The sequence below is a fragment of the Phyllobacterium sophorae genome, from assembly GCF_003010965.1.
Taxonomy (GTDB): Bacteria; Pseudomonadota; Alphaproteobacteria; order Rhizobiales; family Rhizobiaceae; genus Phyllobacterium; species Phyllobacterium sophorae.
On the sequence record NZ_PGGM01000024.1, the window covers coordinates 1 to 17,843 of the forward strand.

Below are 17,843 nucleotides of genomic sequence, written 5' to 3' on the forward strand. Positions count from 1 at the left end.
AGCACACCGTCTCCTTCGATGCCCTGGTTGCCGAAATGGTGGAAGCCGATCTTCGAACAATCATGCGCGAGGAGGGCCGAAATGATTTCTATGGCTGAAAGGGACGATCACCACTTCGATCTGCGCGCAAAGCGGATCTGGATCGCCGGAAACTTTCAAACGGCTTTGTGAGGGATTTAAGGGCAGGGTGCCGGCGCCAATGGAGCGTCAGGTTGTGGATCAATTGCTTCGGGCGGTTGCTGCTGCGGCTGTCCCTAGCGGCAGTTTGCTATTGCCTTAGGCTATGACCTGAGCGAACTTCTCGTGCCGGGCATTTTTCAAGCACCGGCAATTGAAGAACCTCGGGAGGCTAAAATGACTTTCGAAGAGCCACCGCTCAGCACCGTCGGCATTGAGCCAAAAGATGACAAATGGTTCGTAATGGTCCACGAGAAAGGAAAAGTTGCCCAGCGTTCCTTCGGCACAGAGGCCGAAGCGAAGCAATTTGCCAAACAGGAGGAAAAGCGCCTGGGAATCCCCAGCCGATAGGCCGGTCATAATCGACCGAGCACGACCCTGGGCGGCGAAACTTCTCCTTCGCAGATCTGCACCGAACATCAAATCAGGCTGACATCCTAAGATTTAACAAAGTTTGACCAGAATCAAATCGTTTGCTTCAAAGTTATGGATAATGGCCATGTTGTGTTGAGGCATGAGCGAATCCTATCTTTGACGGATACGAAACAAGAAATTCTCTTTTGCCAGTGACGCATAACATTGGATCTGCGTCACCGTTTGCGCGTCATTGGCTTTTTGGCAGCTTCAGACGGAAGTAGCGGATCCCATTTTGATGGTTATTTTCGCAGAGGTGAAAAACCTGCTGTGACGTTAAACCCGGTCGGTTCAAGCCTTAGCCGGCCAGTCCTTCTTTTTATCCAAGGCAATCTCACGATCGCCAGTATCGTGCTAAGTGACACAAAAAACCTGCGCCGCCACTGCCCAGGGCGGGCCGGCAAGCGAGAAGATTCAAACTTGGGCCTAGAAAATCCGATAGGCACTCCGTCCGGCGGCCTTAGCAGCATAAAGGGCCGAGTCGGCCCTTTTGAACAGCTCCGCGGGAGCATCCCCGTCTACCACGAAGGCAATTCCGACCGAGGCGCCCGAGCGAAAGCAGCGCCCGCCTTGTTCAACTGGTCTGGCCAGGGCATCAACGATCCTCTGGGCAAAAGCCTCAATTGCATTCCTGTCGTATTCAGGCCCCGTCAGAACCCCAAATTCATCACCGCCGATGCGCGCAACCACTTTTGCGTTCTGGCACACTTGCGATAGACGAACCGCCATCTCTTGCAGGCACTCGTCCCCGGCTGCGTGCCCCAAGGTGTCGTTCACCTTCTTGAAGCCGTCCAAGTCGATCAGAAGCAGAGCGCCTGAACGATCGCCGGTATCACATAACGCGGCCAGTTTGGCCTGAAACTGGCTCCGGTTTGCAAGACCGGTCATTGCATCAAACTCAGCCAGATACCGTGTCTGGTCAAACAGGATCTTCTGCTGGGTGATATCCTGCTTCATCCCGAATATCCTGACTGGCACGTCATTTTCGCATTCAATGCTTGCAGTAATACGTATCCATCGACGGTTGCCTTTCGCAGTGACGATCTCGGCATCCAATCCGAAGCCGCTGCGATTTGCGATGGCGTTGCTGCGCCGCTTTTCCAGCTCTTTGGCGGCCTCCTCGGAATAGCAGGCGACGGCCTTTTTCCTGTCGAGGGGAGACCCGCGAGGAAGATCGAAGAGGTCGTAAACCACATCCGTCCACTCAAGCGTTTCATCCGGTAGACTGCATTGCCAAACGCCAATTTTGGCTGCGGCAGATGCTTTTTCGAAGATTTTCTGGCTTTGTGCAAGAGCCAGGCTTTGCTCAAGTATGATGGCGTCTTTCCTTGCCAGCTCCGCTTTGAGGCGCGCCACCTGATCACGAATTAAAAATTGCAGCGACTGGGGAACCATTTCGAGGATGCGGCGGGTTGCTGAAAAAGGCTTGCGCGGGCTGACCTCTGACATGTGAACGCTTTTTATCCCCTTAAAAGTACCAAACACACCCGGCAATCAGTATGCGCAAAAACTACATACCATGATCATTCTTAAACGATCGTCTTAAACCGTTCAACGGAGCGTCATGAGGCCAAGAAGACATTATCGCGGAGCAGTGTCTTCTCACTCCGGCCGCATGTTGGTGATTGGCGCCTTGAGAAATCTCGGTGCTTAAGTTTCGTCCCTGTTGAAAATAACTTTGGCAGGAAAGGCTGTCCGGTCGTTTTTTAATCCACGCGCTGGCCTCCTTACGCCAAGGACCAGCGGTGAGGAACGCACGTTGGCGCGCTAATTTCCTGGTCAAGCGGTGGCGTTGACCATCGCCTTCCTGGTTGAAAGAAACACCAACGTCCGTTGCAGCGCAATGAATGCAAAAAGGAGAGCGCCCACGACGATTTTCGTCCACCAGCTGGACAAGGTTCCGTCGAAGACGATGTAAGTCTGGATGATGCCCTGGATGATAACGCCGACAAAGGTGCCGGCAACATAGCCGACACCACCCGTCAGCAATGTTCCCCCAATGACAACAGCGGCGATCGTGTCGAGCTCGACCCCGACCGCGGCCAGCGAGTAGCCGGCGGATGTATAAAGGGAAAAGACGATACCCGCCAGTCCGGACAGGAATCCTGATAGTGCATAGATAGTGATTGTCGTCCGGGCCACGGGAATGCCCATCAGTTGGGCCGATGTGCGATTTCCACCGATCGCATAGATATAGGATCCAAGCTTGCTGAAATGAGCCATCACGATACCAATGAGGAAAACCAGCACCATCAGGCAACCGATGAATGTCAGGCGGCCGCCGCCCGGCAGCCGGTAATACATGCCCTGCAGCATCGAATAGAATTCATGATTGATCGGAATGGAATCCGTTGTCATGACGAAACACATCCCGCGCATCAGGAACATCCCGGCCAGGGTCACGATAAAAGCCGGCACATCGAGATAATGGATGATGAGGCCCATGATCGCGCCAAAAGTCGTGGTAATAATGAGTGCGATGGCAAACGCCGCCAGCGGATGCACGCCATATTTGGTGATGAGTACGGCAAGCAATACGCCCGTAAAGGCGATGACCGATCCAACCGAAAGATCGATGCCTCCCGACAGAATGACGAACGTCATGCCGACAGCTGCGATCCCGAGAAAGGCGTTGTCGGTCAAGAGATTGCCGGCAACCCGCGTGGACAACATCGCGGGAAACTGCATGACGCAGGCGGTATAGGCAAGCGCGCAGATGAGTAGTGTCGCATAGAATGGAAGAAGCCGCGTGTTCATTGGCGCTTTGCTCCCTTTGCGCGCAATTCGGTTTTCAGGAATTGCCAGCCACCCGCGGATGAGAAAGACTGCGCCAGAAGGATCACGATGATCATCACCGCTTTGAGGATGAGATTATATTCCGGGGGGAACCCGGAAAGCAGGATCCCGGTATTCATCGCCTGGATGATGATGGCACCAAGTGCTGACATCAGGATCGAGAAGCGTCCGCCGAACAGCGATGTTCCGCCAATGACAACCGCAAGGATCGCGTCAAGTTCGAGCCAAAGCCCGGCATTGTTGGCATCGGCCCCGCGAATGTCAGCAGCAACGATGATGCCGGCCAGCGCCGCACACAGACCGCAAAACGCGTAAATGACGAAAAGGAGCAGCTTGCTGTTTAACCCCGCATAGCTGCTGGCGCTGCGATTGACACCAATGGACTCGATCAGCAGTCCAAGTGCAGTCCGTCGAACGATCATGATCGCAAACACAAGTAAAGTGGCGGCAATCAGCACTGGCATCGGTATGCCGAGCACCGCGCCCGTACCGAAAAAGATCAGGGCTGGATCGGTGAAGGTAATGATCGACCCTTCTGTGATGAGCTGTGCGATGCCGCGGCCTGCAACCATCAGGATGAGGGTTGCAACGATCGGTTGGAGATCAAAATAGGCAACGAGCAATCCGTTCCACAGACCGCAGAAAAGTCCTGTCCCGAGCGCCGCAACAATGACCACAGGCAGTGAATAGCCGGCAACGGTCAATGTAGCGGCGATGGCTCCGGAAACCGCCATGACCGCGCCCACCGACAAATCGACCCCACGACTGGCGATGACGGCCGTCATGCCAATGGCGAGAATGATCACCGGCGCACCCCGGTTAAGCACGTCGACGAGGCTGCCGAACAATCTCCCATCCTGCAAACGAATGTCAAAGAAGCCGGGAAACGCCAGATAGTTCAGAAACAGGATCAGGGCCAGCGAGAGGAGCTGCGGCGAAGCCTTGGTCAATGCAACTGCATTTATGCGGTTCATCCGTGCACCTCGCCAGGTTCGGCAGCAATTTTCTGCATGATTTTCGTCGTCGTGATGTCGCCGCCTGCAAGCTCGCCCCGATGCGCGCGGTCACGCAGCACAACCACGCGTGTGCTGTAGGCGACGATCTCCTCAATTTCTGATGAGATGACGAGAAGCGCCATGCCGTCATCACAAAGCTGATTGATGAGGGCAATGATCTCCGCATGGGCGCCGACGTCGATGCCGCGCGTTGGTTCATCCAAAATGAGGAAGCGCGGATTGGTGGCCAGCCAGCGGGCAAGAATGACTTTCTGCTGGTTGCCACCGGAAAGAAACTTGATTGGCTTTTCAATATCGGTCGTGCGGATGTCCAGCGCTTTGACGAACTTGTCAGCCAGCGCAACCTGCTGTCTTCGCGACATTCGTTTGAACCAGCCCCTTTGGGCCTGCAAAGCCAGCACGATGTTTTCCCGCACCGAAAGGTCGCCGATAATTCCATCGGTCTTTCGGTCCTCCGGGCAGAGCCCGAAACCCAGCGCGACTGCGTCTTGCGGCGAGCGAATGCGGACGGGAACGCCATCCACCGCCGCCTCGCCGCTATCGGCAGAATCGATGCCGAACAACAGCCGCGCCGTTTCGGTCCTGCCTGAGCCCAGTAGACCTGCCATGCCGATTACCTCGCCCTCGCCGATGTCCAGATCAAACGGCGCGACACTGCGGCTCCGACCCATGCCTTTGAAGGAAAACTGCTTCATTTCAGGCTCTGGCCGATCCCGGCGGACATTGTGCGTCACGGCCGCCAGCGCACGGCCGAGCATAAGAGAAACAAGCTGCATTTTTGGCAGTTGCGCCGTCAGTTCGGACCCGGCAACCTTGCCGTTGCGCAACACGGTGACCCGGTCGCAGATTTCATAGACCTGATCGAGGAAATGCGTGATGAAGACGATCCCTAAGCCCCGCTCCTTCAGCCGCCTGAGTGTTGTAAAGAGCATTTCCGTTTCGTGGCGATCAAGGCTCGCAGTCGGTTCATCGAGAATGAGAATGCGGCCCGACATATCAACGGCTCGTGCAATGGCAACAAGCTGTTGCACCGCGACAGAATAACGGGACAGATCCGACGAAACATCGATGTGAAGGTCATATTGACGAAGCAATTCGCGGGCGCGCTTCTCCATGCGGCCGCGATCGATAAAACCAAAGCGCATCGGCTGACGGCCGACGAAGAGATTATCTGCCACAGACATGTTCGCAAGCAGGTTTACTTCCTGATAAACCGTGCCAATGCCAAGATGTTGCGCCTGTAACGTATCACGAACCTGAATGGTCTGCCCGTCAAGCTCCATGACGCCCATATCTGGCTGATGGACGCCAGTTAGCACCTTGATCAGCGTTGACTTGCCGGCGCCATTTTCCCCCAGCAGCGCATGAATCTCGCCGCGCCGAATGGTCAAATCGACAGCGTCCAGAGCCCGGAAACCAACGAAGGATTTGCATATGCCTCGAGCGGCCAGCAGAACAGTAGGGTCCGTCATTGCGCCCTCTCCCGTGAGCGGTTTTGTCGGTGGGACTGGCCGTCTTAAAGACGGCCAGTCATGACGGAGTGATTAGTACCCCAATCCCTTTTTCTCTTCGTAAACCTTCTTCGGGTCATCAGCCTGCGTGTAAAGCTTGGATTCGGTCTGGATCCACTTTGGCGGTGCCTTGCCGCTCTCCTTGTAGGCTTTCAGGGCGTCGAATGCAGGACCTGCCATGTTTGGCGTCAGCTCGACCGTGGCGTTTGCCTCTCCTTCGGACATTGCCTTGAAGATATCCGGCACGGCGTCGACCGAGACGACAAGGATATCCTTGCCCGGCTTCAGACCAGCCTCTTTGATGGCCTGAATGGCCCCAACTGCCATGTCATCATTATGGGCATAGAGCGCACAAATGTTCTTGCCGCCATTTTCCGCCTTGAGAAAGCCTTCCATGACTTCCTTGCCCTTGGCACGGGTAAAGTCGCCGGTCTGACTGCGCGTAATCTTGATGTTCGAGGCGGCTGCGATGCCCTCCTCAAAACCCTTCTTGCGGTTGATTGCGGGGCTCGATCCTACTGTTCCCTGGAGCTCGACAACATTGCAAGGCTTGCCCGCTGTCGTTTTGACAAGCCATTCACCCGCTACCTTGCCCTCATGCACAGTGTCAGAGGTTACCGCCGTCAGATAGAGGTCGTCATTGGCAGTCTCGATCGTCCGGTCAAGCAGAATGACCGGGATTTCGGCTTCCTTGGCTTCGGCGAGAACCGTATCCCAGCCTGTCGCAACGACAGGCGCAACAAATATAGCATCAACGCCCTGGGCGACGAAGCCGCGGATCGCCTTGATCTGGTTTTCCTGTTTCTGCTGTGCATCGGCGATCTTAAGATCGATGCTGCGCTTCTTTGCCTCGATTTTGGAAACGGATGTCTCGGCGGCACGCCAGCCTGATTCCGATCCGATCTGTGAGAAGCCGACCGTCAGGTCAGACGCAGATGCTGCTCCTGCAAAAGACATGGCAACCGTACTGGCAAGTAGAATTTTCTTCATCAGCGACACGATTATTCCTCCCGAATTAGGTGATTCCGTAAGATCCTCCCAGACCTCAATAAAGCTATTATAATATAGTATTATAATTGGCAAGCACCGGTTGGCGAGCTTTGTGCACCATGAGAATCTCAGAAGGCCGATGATCACGGCCTAGAGGCTTGACTAGGTTGTAGTGCCTGGCCCCGTAGCGGACCTGGCATTGCAGACACTCGCCATTCCTCCAACGCGCGCCTCCGCCCGAACCCCGTTCGCTGAGCGCGGAGAACTCAGCGCCGTACAATTTCTAGGAAGCATAACCACCTGTTCCTTCGACAATGCCGATAAGAGCTGATTCGGCCGATATCGATTGGTGTAATGCAGTCCGGCAAGAACGACCCTGGCCGTTGCGCCGATGATACTGCCGATCGCACCAAACCGCCGCCGTCCGGGCAGCTGTCGCGCCGCGTTGTGTCATGAACGGTCGCCTCCCAATGGCTTGTCCGCCGATGACCGATCACTCTTATCTTGGCGGTATTTGATGATCGGTATCGCGCAGGCCTGGCGCTCGATTGCCCTCAAACCCCTCGGCCGCGTGGATCGAAGATAAAATTCAGCCCGAATGCAGCGCCTTGAAGGCGTTGAAGGAACCTAGGTCAAAAACGTGTTTCGGTACGAGAGTGATTTTTCATGCATTTGGGAGGTCGCTGTGCACAGACAACACCGGCAGAATGTTTTGGTGGCAATGATTGGTGTCTGGCTTGTCGCGTCCCCGTGGTTACTGAATGACAGCAGCCCGGATACCGTCGGCCGGGATATCGCATTGAAGAATTTCATTATTGTTGGCATCGCATTGTTTTCCATCGGGTTCATGGCGATTACCAACCACCGGCTATGGCAGGAATGGTTGGATGTTGCCGCTTCCGTGTGGTTGATCGTTTCACCCTGGGCGCTCGGCTATCACGCAATACCGACGGCGGTGTGGAATGCGATAATTTGTGGCTTTGCTGTCATCGGCATTTCAGGGTGGGTAATTTTTTCCGATCGATCGGCGCGCGCTCTATAGAAATTGCATTCTATCTCACCGGTGAGGACGCTTGGTCGCTGAAAACCCCGACATTCACCACCATCATTTTGATCAACGCCCTGCCTGGCGGAGTGACTCAGGACGGTGTTGTCGAAAATGACACAGAACCCAACAAACTACTTAGCGACATCGAGGAGCATTTTTTAGCATCGCATTGTCTGATTTGGTCGCGGATATCAGAATTCCCCACACCACGCGATATCACCCCGACGAATGAGCGCAAGCCAGAGATTTCTAGTATTTAGGAACATTTACGGAACTGATGCTGCCCACGGCGTTTTGCGAACGTTGCAGTGTTGCGCATGCACGGTTGGCTGGACGACATCCAAAGAGCGTCGCAAGGCCCGGCGTCCGGTTTCAACTCGTGGCGTGATGCACCCGTCACGCGAGAGCGAGGCGGGTTTTTGACATCTGTACAAATATAAACGCTCGAGAAAACGTTCCTCTGAAAATGTCGATAGTATTTGATTTTGGACGATATTGATTGGTGCCTGTTTGTCTACAATATTGCCTAATAAGGCCGCTCTAAATGGCAAGCGTCGGTGGCCGAAATATGCCGGATGACAAGAGGAGTGATTGGTCGTGATACCCCTCGGCAAGCCCCTCGAACAGATTTTGGGGGTCGCTGCGCTTCTTTTGCTGGCGATCGGCTGCGTTGTTGTGCTTTGGCCGTTTCTGTCGGCCATTCTGTGGGCGGCGGTCATATGTTTCTCGACATGGCCCATCTACACGAAGTGCGAGCGGGCTGTCGGCGGCTATAAAGCGCTGGCGGCCGCGATGATGACATTGCTGGTAGTCCTCGTTCTTGTCGCCCCGTTTGCCGTGATGGTTGCGGCCCTGGCGGACAGCGTGGGCAGCCTGATCACGGGGACGATCCGCATTCTCGAGCAAGGTCCTCCGGCGCCGCCGCGTTGGGTCGAGGGGGTACCGGTAGTTGGAGAGAGCTTGGCTGTCTATTGGCAGAGCTTGGCTCACGACGCTCCCGCCTTCATCGTTGAGCTCAAGAAGTTGGTCGGCCCTCTCACCGATATCGCCGTAACTGGCGGAACCCTATTCGGGATTGGCCTTCTTGAACTCGTGCTGAGTGTAATCACCGCCTTTTTCTTCTATCTCCACGGCCGACGGATGACAGCCTATATGCGCGATATCAGCGAACGATTCGCCGGCTCCCGCGGCCACCAGCTACTCATGGTCGTCGGAGCAACCGTGAAAGGCGTCGTTTACGGCTTGATCGGGACTGCACTCGCGCAAGCCCTCTTGGCCGGTATCGGTTTCTGGATCGCCGGTGTTCCTCAGGCGTTAGTGCTTGGTTTCCTTACGTTCGTTTTGGCATTTGTCCCGGTCGGTCCCCCGCTGGTATGGGGCGCAGTGGCGCTATGGCTCTTTGTGCAGGGAATGGTTTGGTGGGGCGTCTTCGTTGCGGCATGGGGTTTGCTGCTTGTCAGTAGCATCGACAATGTCCTCAGGCCTTATGTCCTCGGTAAGACCAACAATCTGCCCGTGTTGCTCGGTCTGTTCGGGTTCCTTGGTGGGGTTCTCGCCTTTGGCCTCATCGGCATATTCCTCGGCCCGGCACTGCTTGCGGTCGCCTACAGCCTCTTCCTTGAGTGGACAGCCGCCGAGGTAGAGGAACGCAGGCATCCCACGCCGCCTCCGACGGATCCTGCCTGAGCTCTTGAGTCGGGAATAGCAGGCTACGCAGGCTAGCAAAGAATGTCTAAGACACTGTTTTACACGGGATCGTAGAATTCTAAGCATCAATCTACATTTGCCCTTACCCGCATTTTCAAAGGAACGATTTCAACACCAAACGAAATGTCATGTCGTTGCAGGTCAGCAAGCCGTTGCTTGTCCCGCTCTGCCATTGCGGTGAGACGAAGAGATTGCGGATTGATGGAGACGAAGCTTTACCCCTCCCGGAGATCGGAAGCCTTGCATCATTCGCTCTTTATTCCGCAGCGGCACATGCGAATCTGCGCCGGGTTGTTGAGACCCTGAGGGAGCAATGCTCGAGTTCTGGCATGACCGAAGCTTTGCTGCTCCGTATGAGCGCAGCTTGTCAGTGGTTATGTGATTTGGCGCCAGCCCCTGTTTCTTCAGCAGGCGGACCAGTAACCGCTTGGCTGCCTGGGTATTGCGGCGGGTCTGGACAATCTCTTCGAGCACATATTGGTCCTGATCAACCGCCGCCACAACCAGTTTCGCTTGCCGGCGATGGAGATCACGACTTCATCCAGATGCCAAACATCATTCGGCGAAGGCCGCTTGGGACGACTCCGACGCGCTCTATCTGCGGCGGAAAGCGATGGTAGCCCCCCTGACCCTAATCCTCTTTCGGCTCTTTCTTGAGTGGCAACATCAGGCGCAACGTCAGGAAGGTGAAAAGCGAAATGATGAATGCAACGTCGTAGCTCTCAAGGCCGACCGCGACGCCGATGGCTCCTGTCGACCAGATGCTTGCGGCCGTGGCCGTGCCCCGGACGGAGTCCTTTAATTGTAGGATGGCCCCGCCACCGATAAAGCCAACACCGGTGATCAGCCCTTCGACAATACGCGCCATGGCTTCAGGGCTATCGGACACCAGGCTTTCGGCACCCTGAATAAAGCCGCAGCTCGCCAGCGCTACGATGGGAAATGTCCGGACGCCAGCGCTGCGCTCTTGAGTTTCGCGCTCAACGCCAATCGGAAAAGCCAGGATATAGGCAATAGCCAGCGCAATCACATGCGGGACAATGGGCAAAGAATTTAGGTAATGAAATGTCTCAAGCAATTAATTCCCCCCTCAATGGTTGTGAATATTGCAAGGTAACGCTTCATAAGGGCTCCGGGTTCCCGCTCGTCAATCCGCTATGCCGTGCCCTCCTGCCCTCCACCGGTCGCTCGTCTGTCCGTATTCGGAGCGCGCTTTGGGCCAAGATTGGTGGCATCGGCAAGGACGCCTGAGCATTCGTAGGCGGGAGCCAATAGTGAGTCACGCCACTTTGATGATTGGAATCTAAATCGCGCAGGACTGTTGTTGAATGTCCGTTCGGCAGAGATCGACCTTGATCTATCGATTCTTCGGGACTATCCGAGCAGCCCAAGAAAAGCTAATCCTATTAGATCGAGGCCCGTGCCTGGAGCGGGCATTCGTAAGCTGCTCTTGGAAGGTACACACCTTTCATTTTCATTGATAGGAAAAGACGGCTCCCTGTTCTGTCAGTTCCTTTTCGTACAGTTTGAGATCTCTCTGAAAGTCATCGGCATTGAATCGACTGAACTTAAGCTCGTAAGATTTGTCGCCCCTCTTTTCATCCAACGTTTTCCGTCCACTGGGATGGTTTGTAATTCTTAGCCGGATTTTCATAGGTTGCCTTCAGTCATTGTTTGCGGGGGACGGTCAACGAGCCATGGACCCGGGATGGGCCCAAGCTAATCTCACTCGTCGACGGTTGGAATGGGGGGTGTTGCCCCCCACACCTTCAAACAGGTTTGCTCAGTTCAAGCTGGCATGCCTGGGCAAGGTCTGTATTTGGTTTGTCTGTACCGAGTGCGGTCGCCCACCCTGTCTTTTCGATAATTGCGCGGCGGCTATAGGAGGAAGCCGCCTTCAGTTCCGCAAGGATTTCCGCTGATTTCGGGTCGCTCTTCGAGCGCTCGAGACAATAGGGCGTCAGTGCCAGCGCAATAGCAGAAACCGATTGTTCGCTCGCAAATTTCCGGGAACTGCCGCCAGTGACCCAGCCACCCCAACTGAATCCCACAATAGCCATGGCAATAGCGCCAGCGACCGCACCTGTTACAGCGGGCTTGGTCCAATTGGGGATTTGCATGATGGTGTCCGTTCTTTGATGGACAAGAGCGCATGATTGCGCGCGAGACGCTATTCGTAGCATGGAACCTCAAATTTCACGTACGAATTCTGCACCCCGCGAACCTAACGTCTAAAACAAAATTCAAACGATCCAAAATTCAATGCCGCAGTGATATAGCTCTTTGCTGGGCCTATCAACTCGAACGTCAACAACCACTGCATCAGCAGCTCCTAACCTCCACGATATTTTGTACTGTAATCGTTTCTATTCGCTCTTATAGTTCCCGGCTAATATGCGATGTAGTCAACCGATGCAGGTCACCCGAACGTGCGCCAATTTTCCTGTATCGCCTTTTATTCGTTCGAGGGACGATTAGATCAGTCGTTAAACATCTGCGTGGTGACATGACCACGAAGGAGCCAATGCTCATCGCGCTTCAAAAAGTGAGTAAATCCTATCGGACAGCAGAAGGGCCGTTGGAGGTCCTGCGCGAGGTGGATCTCGGGCTTGAAGTCGGCCGAACCCTTGCTATGACCGGAGAGTCAGGCAGCGGCAAAAGCACCCTTTTGCACCTGGCAGCAGGGTTGGACCATCCAGACTCCGGCCGCATCGAAATCGCCGGTCAGGATATCTCACAGCTGAACGACGCCAGCCGCGCCGCATTACGGCGCGGCGTGGTCGGATTGGTGTTTCAACAGTTCAACCTGATCCCTTCACTTGATGTAGCGGCCAATCTTTCCTTCCACGCGCGTCTCGCCGGGCGCTACAATTCGGCTTGGCAATCGGAATTGATCCAGCGGCTTGGGCTTGAAGCCCTGTTGAAGCGCTACCCCGAACAGCTCTCCGTCGGCCAGCAGCAAAGGGTGGCGATCGGGCGAACGCTGGCAGCGCGTCCGAAGCTTGTGCTGGCCGACGAGCCGACGGGCAATCTGGACGAGGCGACCGGTGATGCGGTGCTGGCGCTGATGCTGGAACTGGTGGTGCAGACCGGGGCAGCTTTATTAATGGTGACCCATTCGACACGACTTGCCGAACGGCTCGATGCACGGGTGCACCTTCACGCCGGGCGGATCGCCTGATGTTTTATGCGAGCATGTCCGCCTTGCTTTCCCATTGGCGCCGGCGACCGATGCAACTGGCAATGCTGCTCATGGGCCTCTCTCTGGCGACCGCCCTCTGGTCGGGTGTCCAGGCGATCAATGCTGAGGCGCGGGCCAGCTACAATCGTGCAGCGTCGATGCTGGGACAGGATCGCCTCGAACAATTGGTATCGGCGGACGGGGAAACAATCCCGCAGCAGGTCTTTGTCGATCTCCGCCGGGCTGGCTGGCTGGTGTCTCCGGTCCTGGAGGGTCAGCTGCGTCTCGGCGCCGTGCGGCTGCACGTCTTCGGCATCGAACCTGTGAGCTTGCCGCACGAAGCGCAGCAGGTGGATCTGGCAGGAGGCGATAGTCTTTTGCCGTTCATCACCCCACCGGGGCTGCTCTACGTTTCGCCGGGCACGGTAGAACAGCTGGCAGGCCAGCAAACGCCGCCATTGCGGATCGCAAAAGACCTGCTGCCGGGCATTGCAATCACCGATATCGGGATAGCCCAGTCCCTGCTCGGAAAGCCCGGCCAGATCAGCCGCCTGATCGTCTCGCCGGACCAACCTGTCGATCGTGCCACGCTTGCGAGGACTGCGCCGCAGCTGACGCTGAAGAAACCGGATCCCGAGGGCGATTTGGCGAGACTGACCGACAGCTTTCACTTGAACCTGACCGCGTTCGGCTTTCTGGCCTTCGCGGTCGGGTTGTTCATGGTCTATTCCGCGATCGGGCTAGCCTTCGAACAGCGCCGCTCTACCTTCCGGACGCTGCGCTCGCTCGGTCTGTCGACGCGATCGCTGACGGGTCTCTTGCTGACGGAACTGATCATGCTGGCACTGGTGGCAGGGGTCGCCGGATTGACCCTCGGCTATCTCGTCGCATCGCTTCTTCTGCCGGGAGTTGCCGCAACCCTGCAAGGTCTCTATGGCGCCAGTATTCCGGGGGTGCTGACGTTGCGTCCGACATGGTGGGCGACGGGACTGGGCATTGCTGTTTTCGGAACACTTTTGTCGGCCGCCCAAAGTCTCTGGCGCATTTGGCGCATGCCTCTGCTGGCACCGGCACAACCGCGTGCATGGGCGCGAGCGTCGGAAGCTACGTTCCGCACCCAGGCAATTGCCGCGATTACGCTTTTTGCTTTGACGCTTGCGCTCGCTTGTTGGAGTACCGGGCTGATCGCCGGGTTTTTCATCCTCGGAGGCCTGCTCCTGGGAGCGGCGCTCATGTTACCTGTCCTCCTCGCGCTGTTCCTCCTCTTCATGCAGCGCTGGTCGGTGAAACCTGTGACGGCGTGGTTCTGGGCGGATACACGCCAGCAATTGCCCGGCCTTTCGCTGGCGCTGATGGCACTCCTGCTAGCATTGTCTGCAAATGTCGGCGTGGGAACGATGGTGTCAAGCTTCCGCTTGACGTTTACCGGCTGGCTCGATCAGCGACTGGCCGCCGAACTCTACGTCACGGCACGAACCGAGACTGAAGCTAGCGCCCTTCGCCAATGGCTCACACCTAGGGTAGATGCCATCCTCCCGGTCTGGAATGTCGAAGGCGACGTCCAAGGACAGCCAGTGCAGATCTTCGGCGTAGCCGATGATGCGACCTATCGCGACAACTGGCCTCTGTTGCAGGCGACGTCCGACGTTTGGGATCGTGTGGCCCGCGGCGAGGCCGCTTTGGTCAATGAGCAGCTCTCGCGCCGCGATCATCTGAACGTCGGCGATCCTCTCATCCTCCCCGGCGGCTGGACGACGGTAATCGCGGGAGTTTATTCGGACTATGGCAATCCGACCGGACAGGTTATCGTCGGCATAGCTGCCTTGACATCGCACTATCCGGACGTCCCCCGGCTTCGCTACGGTCTGCGAATGGCCCACGCAAAGGTTGCCGGAGTGCGCAGCGAGCTGCGCAAGCAGTTCAATCTTCCTGAGCAAAACGTGGTTGATCAGACGAGTCTCAAACGCCGGTCGATTCAAATTTTCGAACAGACGTTTGCTGTGACCGCGGCGCTGAATGTGCTGACCCTTGGGGTAGCAGGGCTGGCGATGTTTGCAAGCCTGATGACCCTGTCGGGGATGCGGCTGCCGCAGTTGGCACCAGCCTGGGCAATGGGATTGACGCGGCGGCAATTGGTCCTTCTTGAATTGGCTCGAGCCATGGTGCTGGTGGTCATTACCCTGCTTGCGGCGCTACCCGTCGGCATCGGACTTGCCTGGGTACTGCTCGCGATCGTCAATGTCGAGGCATTTGGATGGCGGTTGCCGATGCTTTTGTTCCCGGCCGACTGGCTGCGACTTGGGGTGAGCGCGCTTGCCGCCGCGCTGCTGTCGGCGCTGATCCCTCTTTGGCGTCTCGCGCGGGTTACGCCCACCGATCTTCTGAAGGTCTTCGCCAATGAACGCTAGATCTTTGCTGTCGGCACTCTCTGCCGCAATTATGCTTTGCAACGCTTTCGGCGACGCAGCTAGTGCTCAGGGATTTGCCGGCCTTGGAACGACCGCGGAGGGATTTGCAGTTCCACAGCCCGGGATCGCGTTGAACTTTCCGGTCGATCACGGGTCGCATCCGAATTATCGAATCGAGTGGTGGTATCTGACGGCAAACCTGAAATCCGCCGACGGCACGGAGTATGGCGTACAATGGACGCTCTTTCGCTCAGCACTTGCACCGGGCGAAAACACCGGCTGGTCGAGCCCGCAGGTCTGGATGGGCCACGCGGCATTGACGACGCAAGGGCAGCAATACGTCGCCGAGCGCCTCGCCCGTGGTGGCGTCGGCCAGGCCGGCGTGACCGCCTCGCCCTTTGCGGCCTGGATCGACGACTGGCACATGCAAAGCTTGGTTGGCGGCCAACAAGACGGGTTGTCAAATATCGGCCTCAAGGCTGCTGGTGCGAAGTTTCGCTACGATCTAAGGCTTCGCGCAACCGGTCCGCTCGTTCTGCAGGGCCAGAACGGCTACTCCGTGAAATCCGCAAAAGGGCAGGCAAGCTATTATTACTCGCAGCCTTTTTACTCCGTCGAGGGTAGGCTTGATCTGCCGGAAGGCGCCGTTGCCGTCACTGGGCAAGCGTGGCTAGACCGGGAATGGTCGTCACAGCCGTTGGCAGCAGATCAGACCGGATGGGACTGGTTCTCTTTGCATCTCGACAGCGGCGAAAAGCTGATGGGCTTTCGCCTGCGGGATGGCGGTAGTGGATTTACATCCACAACATGGATTTCCGCACAAGGAGAGCCGACGCCGCTACCTCCAGGGACACTGAAGCTTACGCCGCTCGACACCGCGCGTGTGGCCGGTCGCACTATCCCGGTTGCATGGCGCATCGAATTGCCATCTCGCAATCTCAATATTACCGCGACCGCGCTCAACCGCGAGGCGTGGATGGGGACGCGAACGCCCTATTGGGAAGGTCCAATAAGCTTCAAAGGCTCCCATGCGGGTCGGGGCTACCTCGAAATGACCGGTTACTGATCCTATTCAGCTCGCCTTCCTGTGGCGACCCGTCTTCTGAGTGCACGGTTGATCATTTTGCATCTCGCTCCATGATCCGACCTCAGCTCGGACAGCTTGTCTAGCGCGGATGCCGGAGCCCTGGTAGCTTCTTCGACTATACCGCCGAGCCAAGGCGAGGCCGTTACTGACAACGGCCAATTTGGCGAAAATCAATGGCTTCCAACGTCCGGCCAGTCCGCTCACCGCAATTGGTGAGACGCGAATCTCCACGTCTGCAAGCCTTGGATGCCGCTACCTATCAAAATGGCGCGAGCGGGCGAACGCCAACAGCGCCCCCTCGCCCACTTTCGGGTCAAGGAACAATACCCCGGCAGGCCCAGGCGACGTTAGCAAAAGACCTCGGGCCATCGGGCTGGCCGGCCTCGTAGGCGTCGCGAACAGCGGCGCCGGTGCGCGTCCGCTCAGCGGCGTTGAGCGTAGCGACATACTTGCCGAGCGGCCCCTCGCCCGCGGCAATGGGCGCCCAAAAGTCGTCAAAGCTTTGGTAGTCCATGCGGATCATCAGCTCGGTTTCCGTAACATTCACGAGACCCTGCTCGACAAAAGTCCGTTTCATTTCGCCCGGCTGCATCATCGGTTGGAAACAATAGCGGCCGCGCAGCTGGCGCCCGCCTTCACTAAGTGCCGCGACCGTGTCGACCATCATTCGCATGCCCGGCATGCCGCCGAGATGATCCCACACGGCCGCCGCCACTACGCCGCCTGGCCGCACGACGCGGCGCATCTCGGCGAGGGCCTTGCCGGCCTCGGGTACGAAGTGGAGCACGAGAAGGGCCAGGGCGCGGTCGAACATGCCGTCTCCGAAGGGTAAAGCGCAGGCATCAGCCTGCCGGATCGTTACGCGCGGGTCGACGTTGCGCCGGATCGCCTCCTCAACGAAGACGGGCGAATAGTCGATCGCGGCAATCGCGGCGAGATCGCCGGTCCTGGCGAGCGCAAAGGTCAAACTGCCGGTGCCGCAGCCCACGTCAAGAATCGTTTCGCCGTCAGCCAGCCCCACAAAGTCGATGAATAGCGGCGCGAGTTTTTGGCTCCAGCGGCCCATGAGTTGCTCATAGCCGGCCGCATCGTGAACATTGAAGGTTGAGGTCATCGAAGTCTCCATACGCTGGCCGCATGCTAGACCTCGATGGCGTGCTTGCCAAGGCGCGGGAGCAAGTGCTGTTTTGGGATACTGTGCCCGCACGCCTTACTCCCGGGCCTTATTGGCTAGCTTCCCTTTTCCGGGTTAGCTAAGGTGACCGCACTCGCGAAGAACGATCGAAACAATATAAGGAGTTCTTCGATTTCGGTTCCATCAACGGCGTGTTCGAGTAATGAGCTCGCGCTCGAATCCGGCCTTGTAACGATGATGCAGAGGGGCTGCCTGAGGATAAGCATCGTCAAGAATTCTACATGCGCGCTTATGTGCTTCGATCAATTGGCAAAGTTTAAAGGAGGGGGATTGTCCGGGGCTGGTAATATCCGTGTCGGATCCAAACGACCTC

General features: G+C 56.9%; 15 protein-coding genes. 6 read left to right on the top strand and 9 right to left on the bottom strand.

The annotated features are described in order from the left end of the window. Positions 1-354 precede the first annotated feature (354 nt). Positions 355-528: a hypothetical protein gene (locus CU103_RS31700; RefSeq protein WP_162707366.1), complete on the top strand. Its 174-nt coding sequence runs from the start codon at positions 355-357 to the stop codon at positions 526-528. A gap of 489 nt (positions 529-1,017) precedes the next feature. Here the strand turns inward: CU103_RS31700 and CU103_RS29935 are convergent, their stop codons facing one another. The 5 genes from CU103_RS29935 to ytfQ form a co-directional block, all read right to left on the bottom strand. Next, positions 1,018-2,040: a sensor domain-containing diguanylate cyclase gene (locus CU103_RS29935; protein ID WP_106667681.1), complete on the bottom strand. Its 1,023-nt coding sequence runs from the start codon at positions 2,038-2,040 to the stop codon at positions 1,018-1,020. 330 nt (positions 2,041-2,370) lie between these two features. Beyond that, the gene (gene yjfF / locus CU103_RS29940; protein WP_106667682.1) at positions 2,371-3,348 is read right to left on the bottom strand and encodes a galactofuranose ABC transporter, permease protein YjfF; all 978 of its coding nucleotides are present in this window, start codon (positions 3,346-3,348) and stop codon (positions 2,371-2,373) included. Next, positions 3,345-4,361, bottom strand: a complete 1,017-nt coding sequence (locus CU103_RS29945) for an ABC transporter permease (RefSeq protein WP_106667683.1) — start codon at positions 4,359-4,361, stop codon at positions 3,345-3,347. The genes yjfF and CU103_RS29945 overlap by 4 nt, the downstream gene beginning before the upstream one ends. Then, positions 4,358-5,875 (bottom strand): sugar ABC transporter ATP-binding protein, encoded by a 1,518-nt coding sequence (locus CU103_RS29950; protein WP_106667684.1) that lies wholly within the window; start codon positions 5,873-5,875, stop codon positions 4,358-4,360. Before CU103_RS29950 ends, CU103_RS29945 begins: the two co-directional genes overlap by 4 nt. A 72-nt stretch (positions 5,876-5,947) precedes the next feature. Further along, complete coding sequence (ytfQ, locus tag CU103_RS29955; protein WP_162707367.1) at positions 5,948-6,904, bottom strand: galactofuranose ABC transporter, galactofuranose-binding protein YtfQ; 957 nt, start codon at positions 6,902-6,904, stop codon at positions 5,948-5,950. A 685-nt stretch (positions 6,905-7,589) separates the two neighbouring features. Between ytfQ and CU103_RS29960 the strand changes: the two genes are divergently transcribed. Both CU103_RS29960 and CU103_RS29965 read left to right on the top strand, forming a co-directional pair. Next, positions 7,590-7,946 carry an SPW repeat protein gene (locus tag CU103_RS29960; RefSeq protein WP_146147899.1) on the top strand — a complete coding sequence of 119 codons (357 nt, stop codon included), beginning with the start codon at positions 7,590-7,592 and terminating at the stop codon, positions 7,944-7,946. Positions 7,947-8,549: 603 nt separating this feature from the next. Continuing rightward, positions 8,550-9,638: an AI-2E family transporter gene (locus tag CU103_RS29965; RefSeq protein WP_106667704.1), complete on the top strand. Its 1,089-nt coding sequence runs from the start codon at positions 8,550-8,552 to the stop codon at positions 9,636-9,638. A gap of 162 nt (positions 9,639-9,800) precedes the next feature. On the opposite strand, the gene CU103_RS29970 is transcribed toward CU103_RS29965, so the two are convergent. The 3 genes from CU103_RS29970 to CU103_RS29985 form a co-directional block, all read right to left on the bottom strand. Continuing rightward, entirely contained in the window at positions 9,801-10,160 is a 360-nt protein-coding gene (locus tag CU103_RS29970) for a DDE-type integrase/transposase/recombinase (protein ID WP_170117159.1), read from the bottom strand. 130 nt (positions 10,161-10,290) lie between these two features. Beyond that, positions 10,291-10,737 (bottom strand): MgtC/SapB family protein, encoded by a 447-nt coding sequence (locus tag CU103_RS29975; RefSeq protein ID WP_106667688.1) that lies wholly within the window; start codon positions 10,735-10,737, stop codon positions 10,291-10,293. Positions 10,738-11,428: 691 nt separating this feature from the next. Then, entirely contained in the window at positions 11,429-11,779 is a 351-nt protein-coding gene (locus CU103_RS29985) for a hypothetical protein (RefSeq protein WP_106667690.1), read from the bottom strand. A 386-nt stretch (positions 11,780-12,165) separates the two neighbouring features. On the opposite strand from CU103_RS29985, the gene CU103_RS29990 reads away from it, so the two are divergent. Genes CU103_RS29990 through CU103_RS30000 form a run of 3 tightly spaced genes read left to right on the top strand, consistent with a single transcriptional unit; the run spans position 12,166 to position 16,314 of the window. Next, the gene (locus CU103_RS29990) at positions 12,166-12,840 is read left to right on the top strand and encodes an ABC transporter ATP-binding protein (RefSeq protein WP_106667691.1); all 675 of its coding nucleotides are present in this window, start codon (positions 12,166-12,168) and stop codon (positions 12,838-12,840) included. Then, positions 12,840-15,248 (top strand): ABC transporter permease, encoded by a 2,409-nt coding sequence (locus CU103_RS29995; RefSeq protein WP_106667692.1) that lies wholly within the window; start codon positions 12,840-12,842, stop codon positions 15,246-15,248. The genes CU103_RS29990 and CU103_RS29995 overlap by 1 nt, the downstream gene beginning before the upstream one ends. Next, complete coding sequence (locus CU103_RS30000) at positions 15,238-16,314, top strand: lipocalin-like domain-containing protein (RefSeq protein WP_106667693.1); 1,077 nt, start codon at positions 15,238-15,240, stop codon at positions 16,312-16,314. Before CU103_RS29995 ends, CU103_RS30000 begins: the two co-directional genes overlap by 11 nt. Before the next feature lie 334 nt (positions 16,315-16,648). Here CU103_RS30000 and CU103_RS30005 read toward each other — a convergent pair whose 3' ends face one another. After that, complete coding sequence (locus CU103_RS30005) at positions 16,649-17,449, bottom strand: class I SAM-dependent methyltransferase (RefSeq protein ID WP_106667694.1); 801 nt, start codon at positions 17,447-17,449, stop codon at positions 16,649-16,651. Positions 17,450-17,843: the final 394 nt, after the last annotated feature.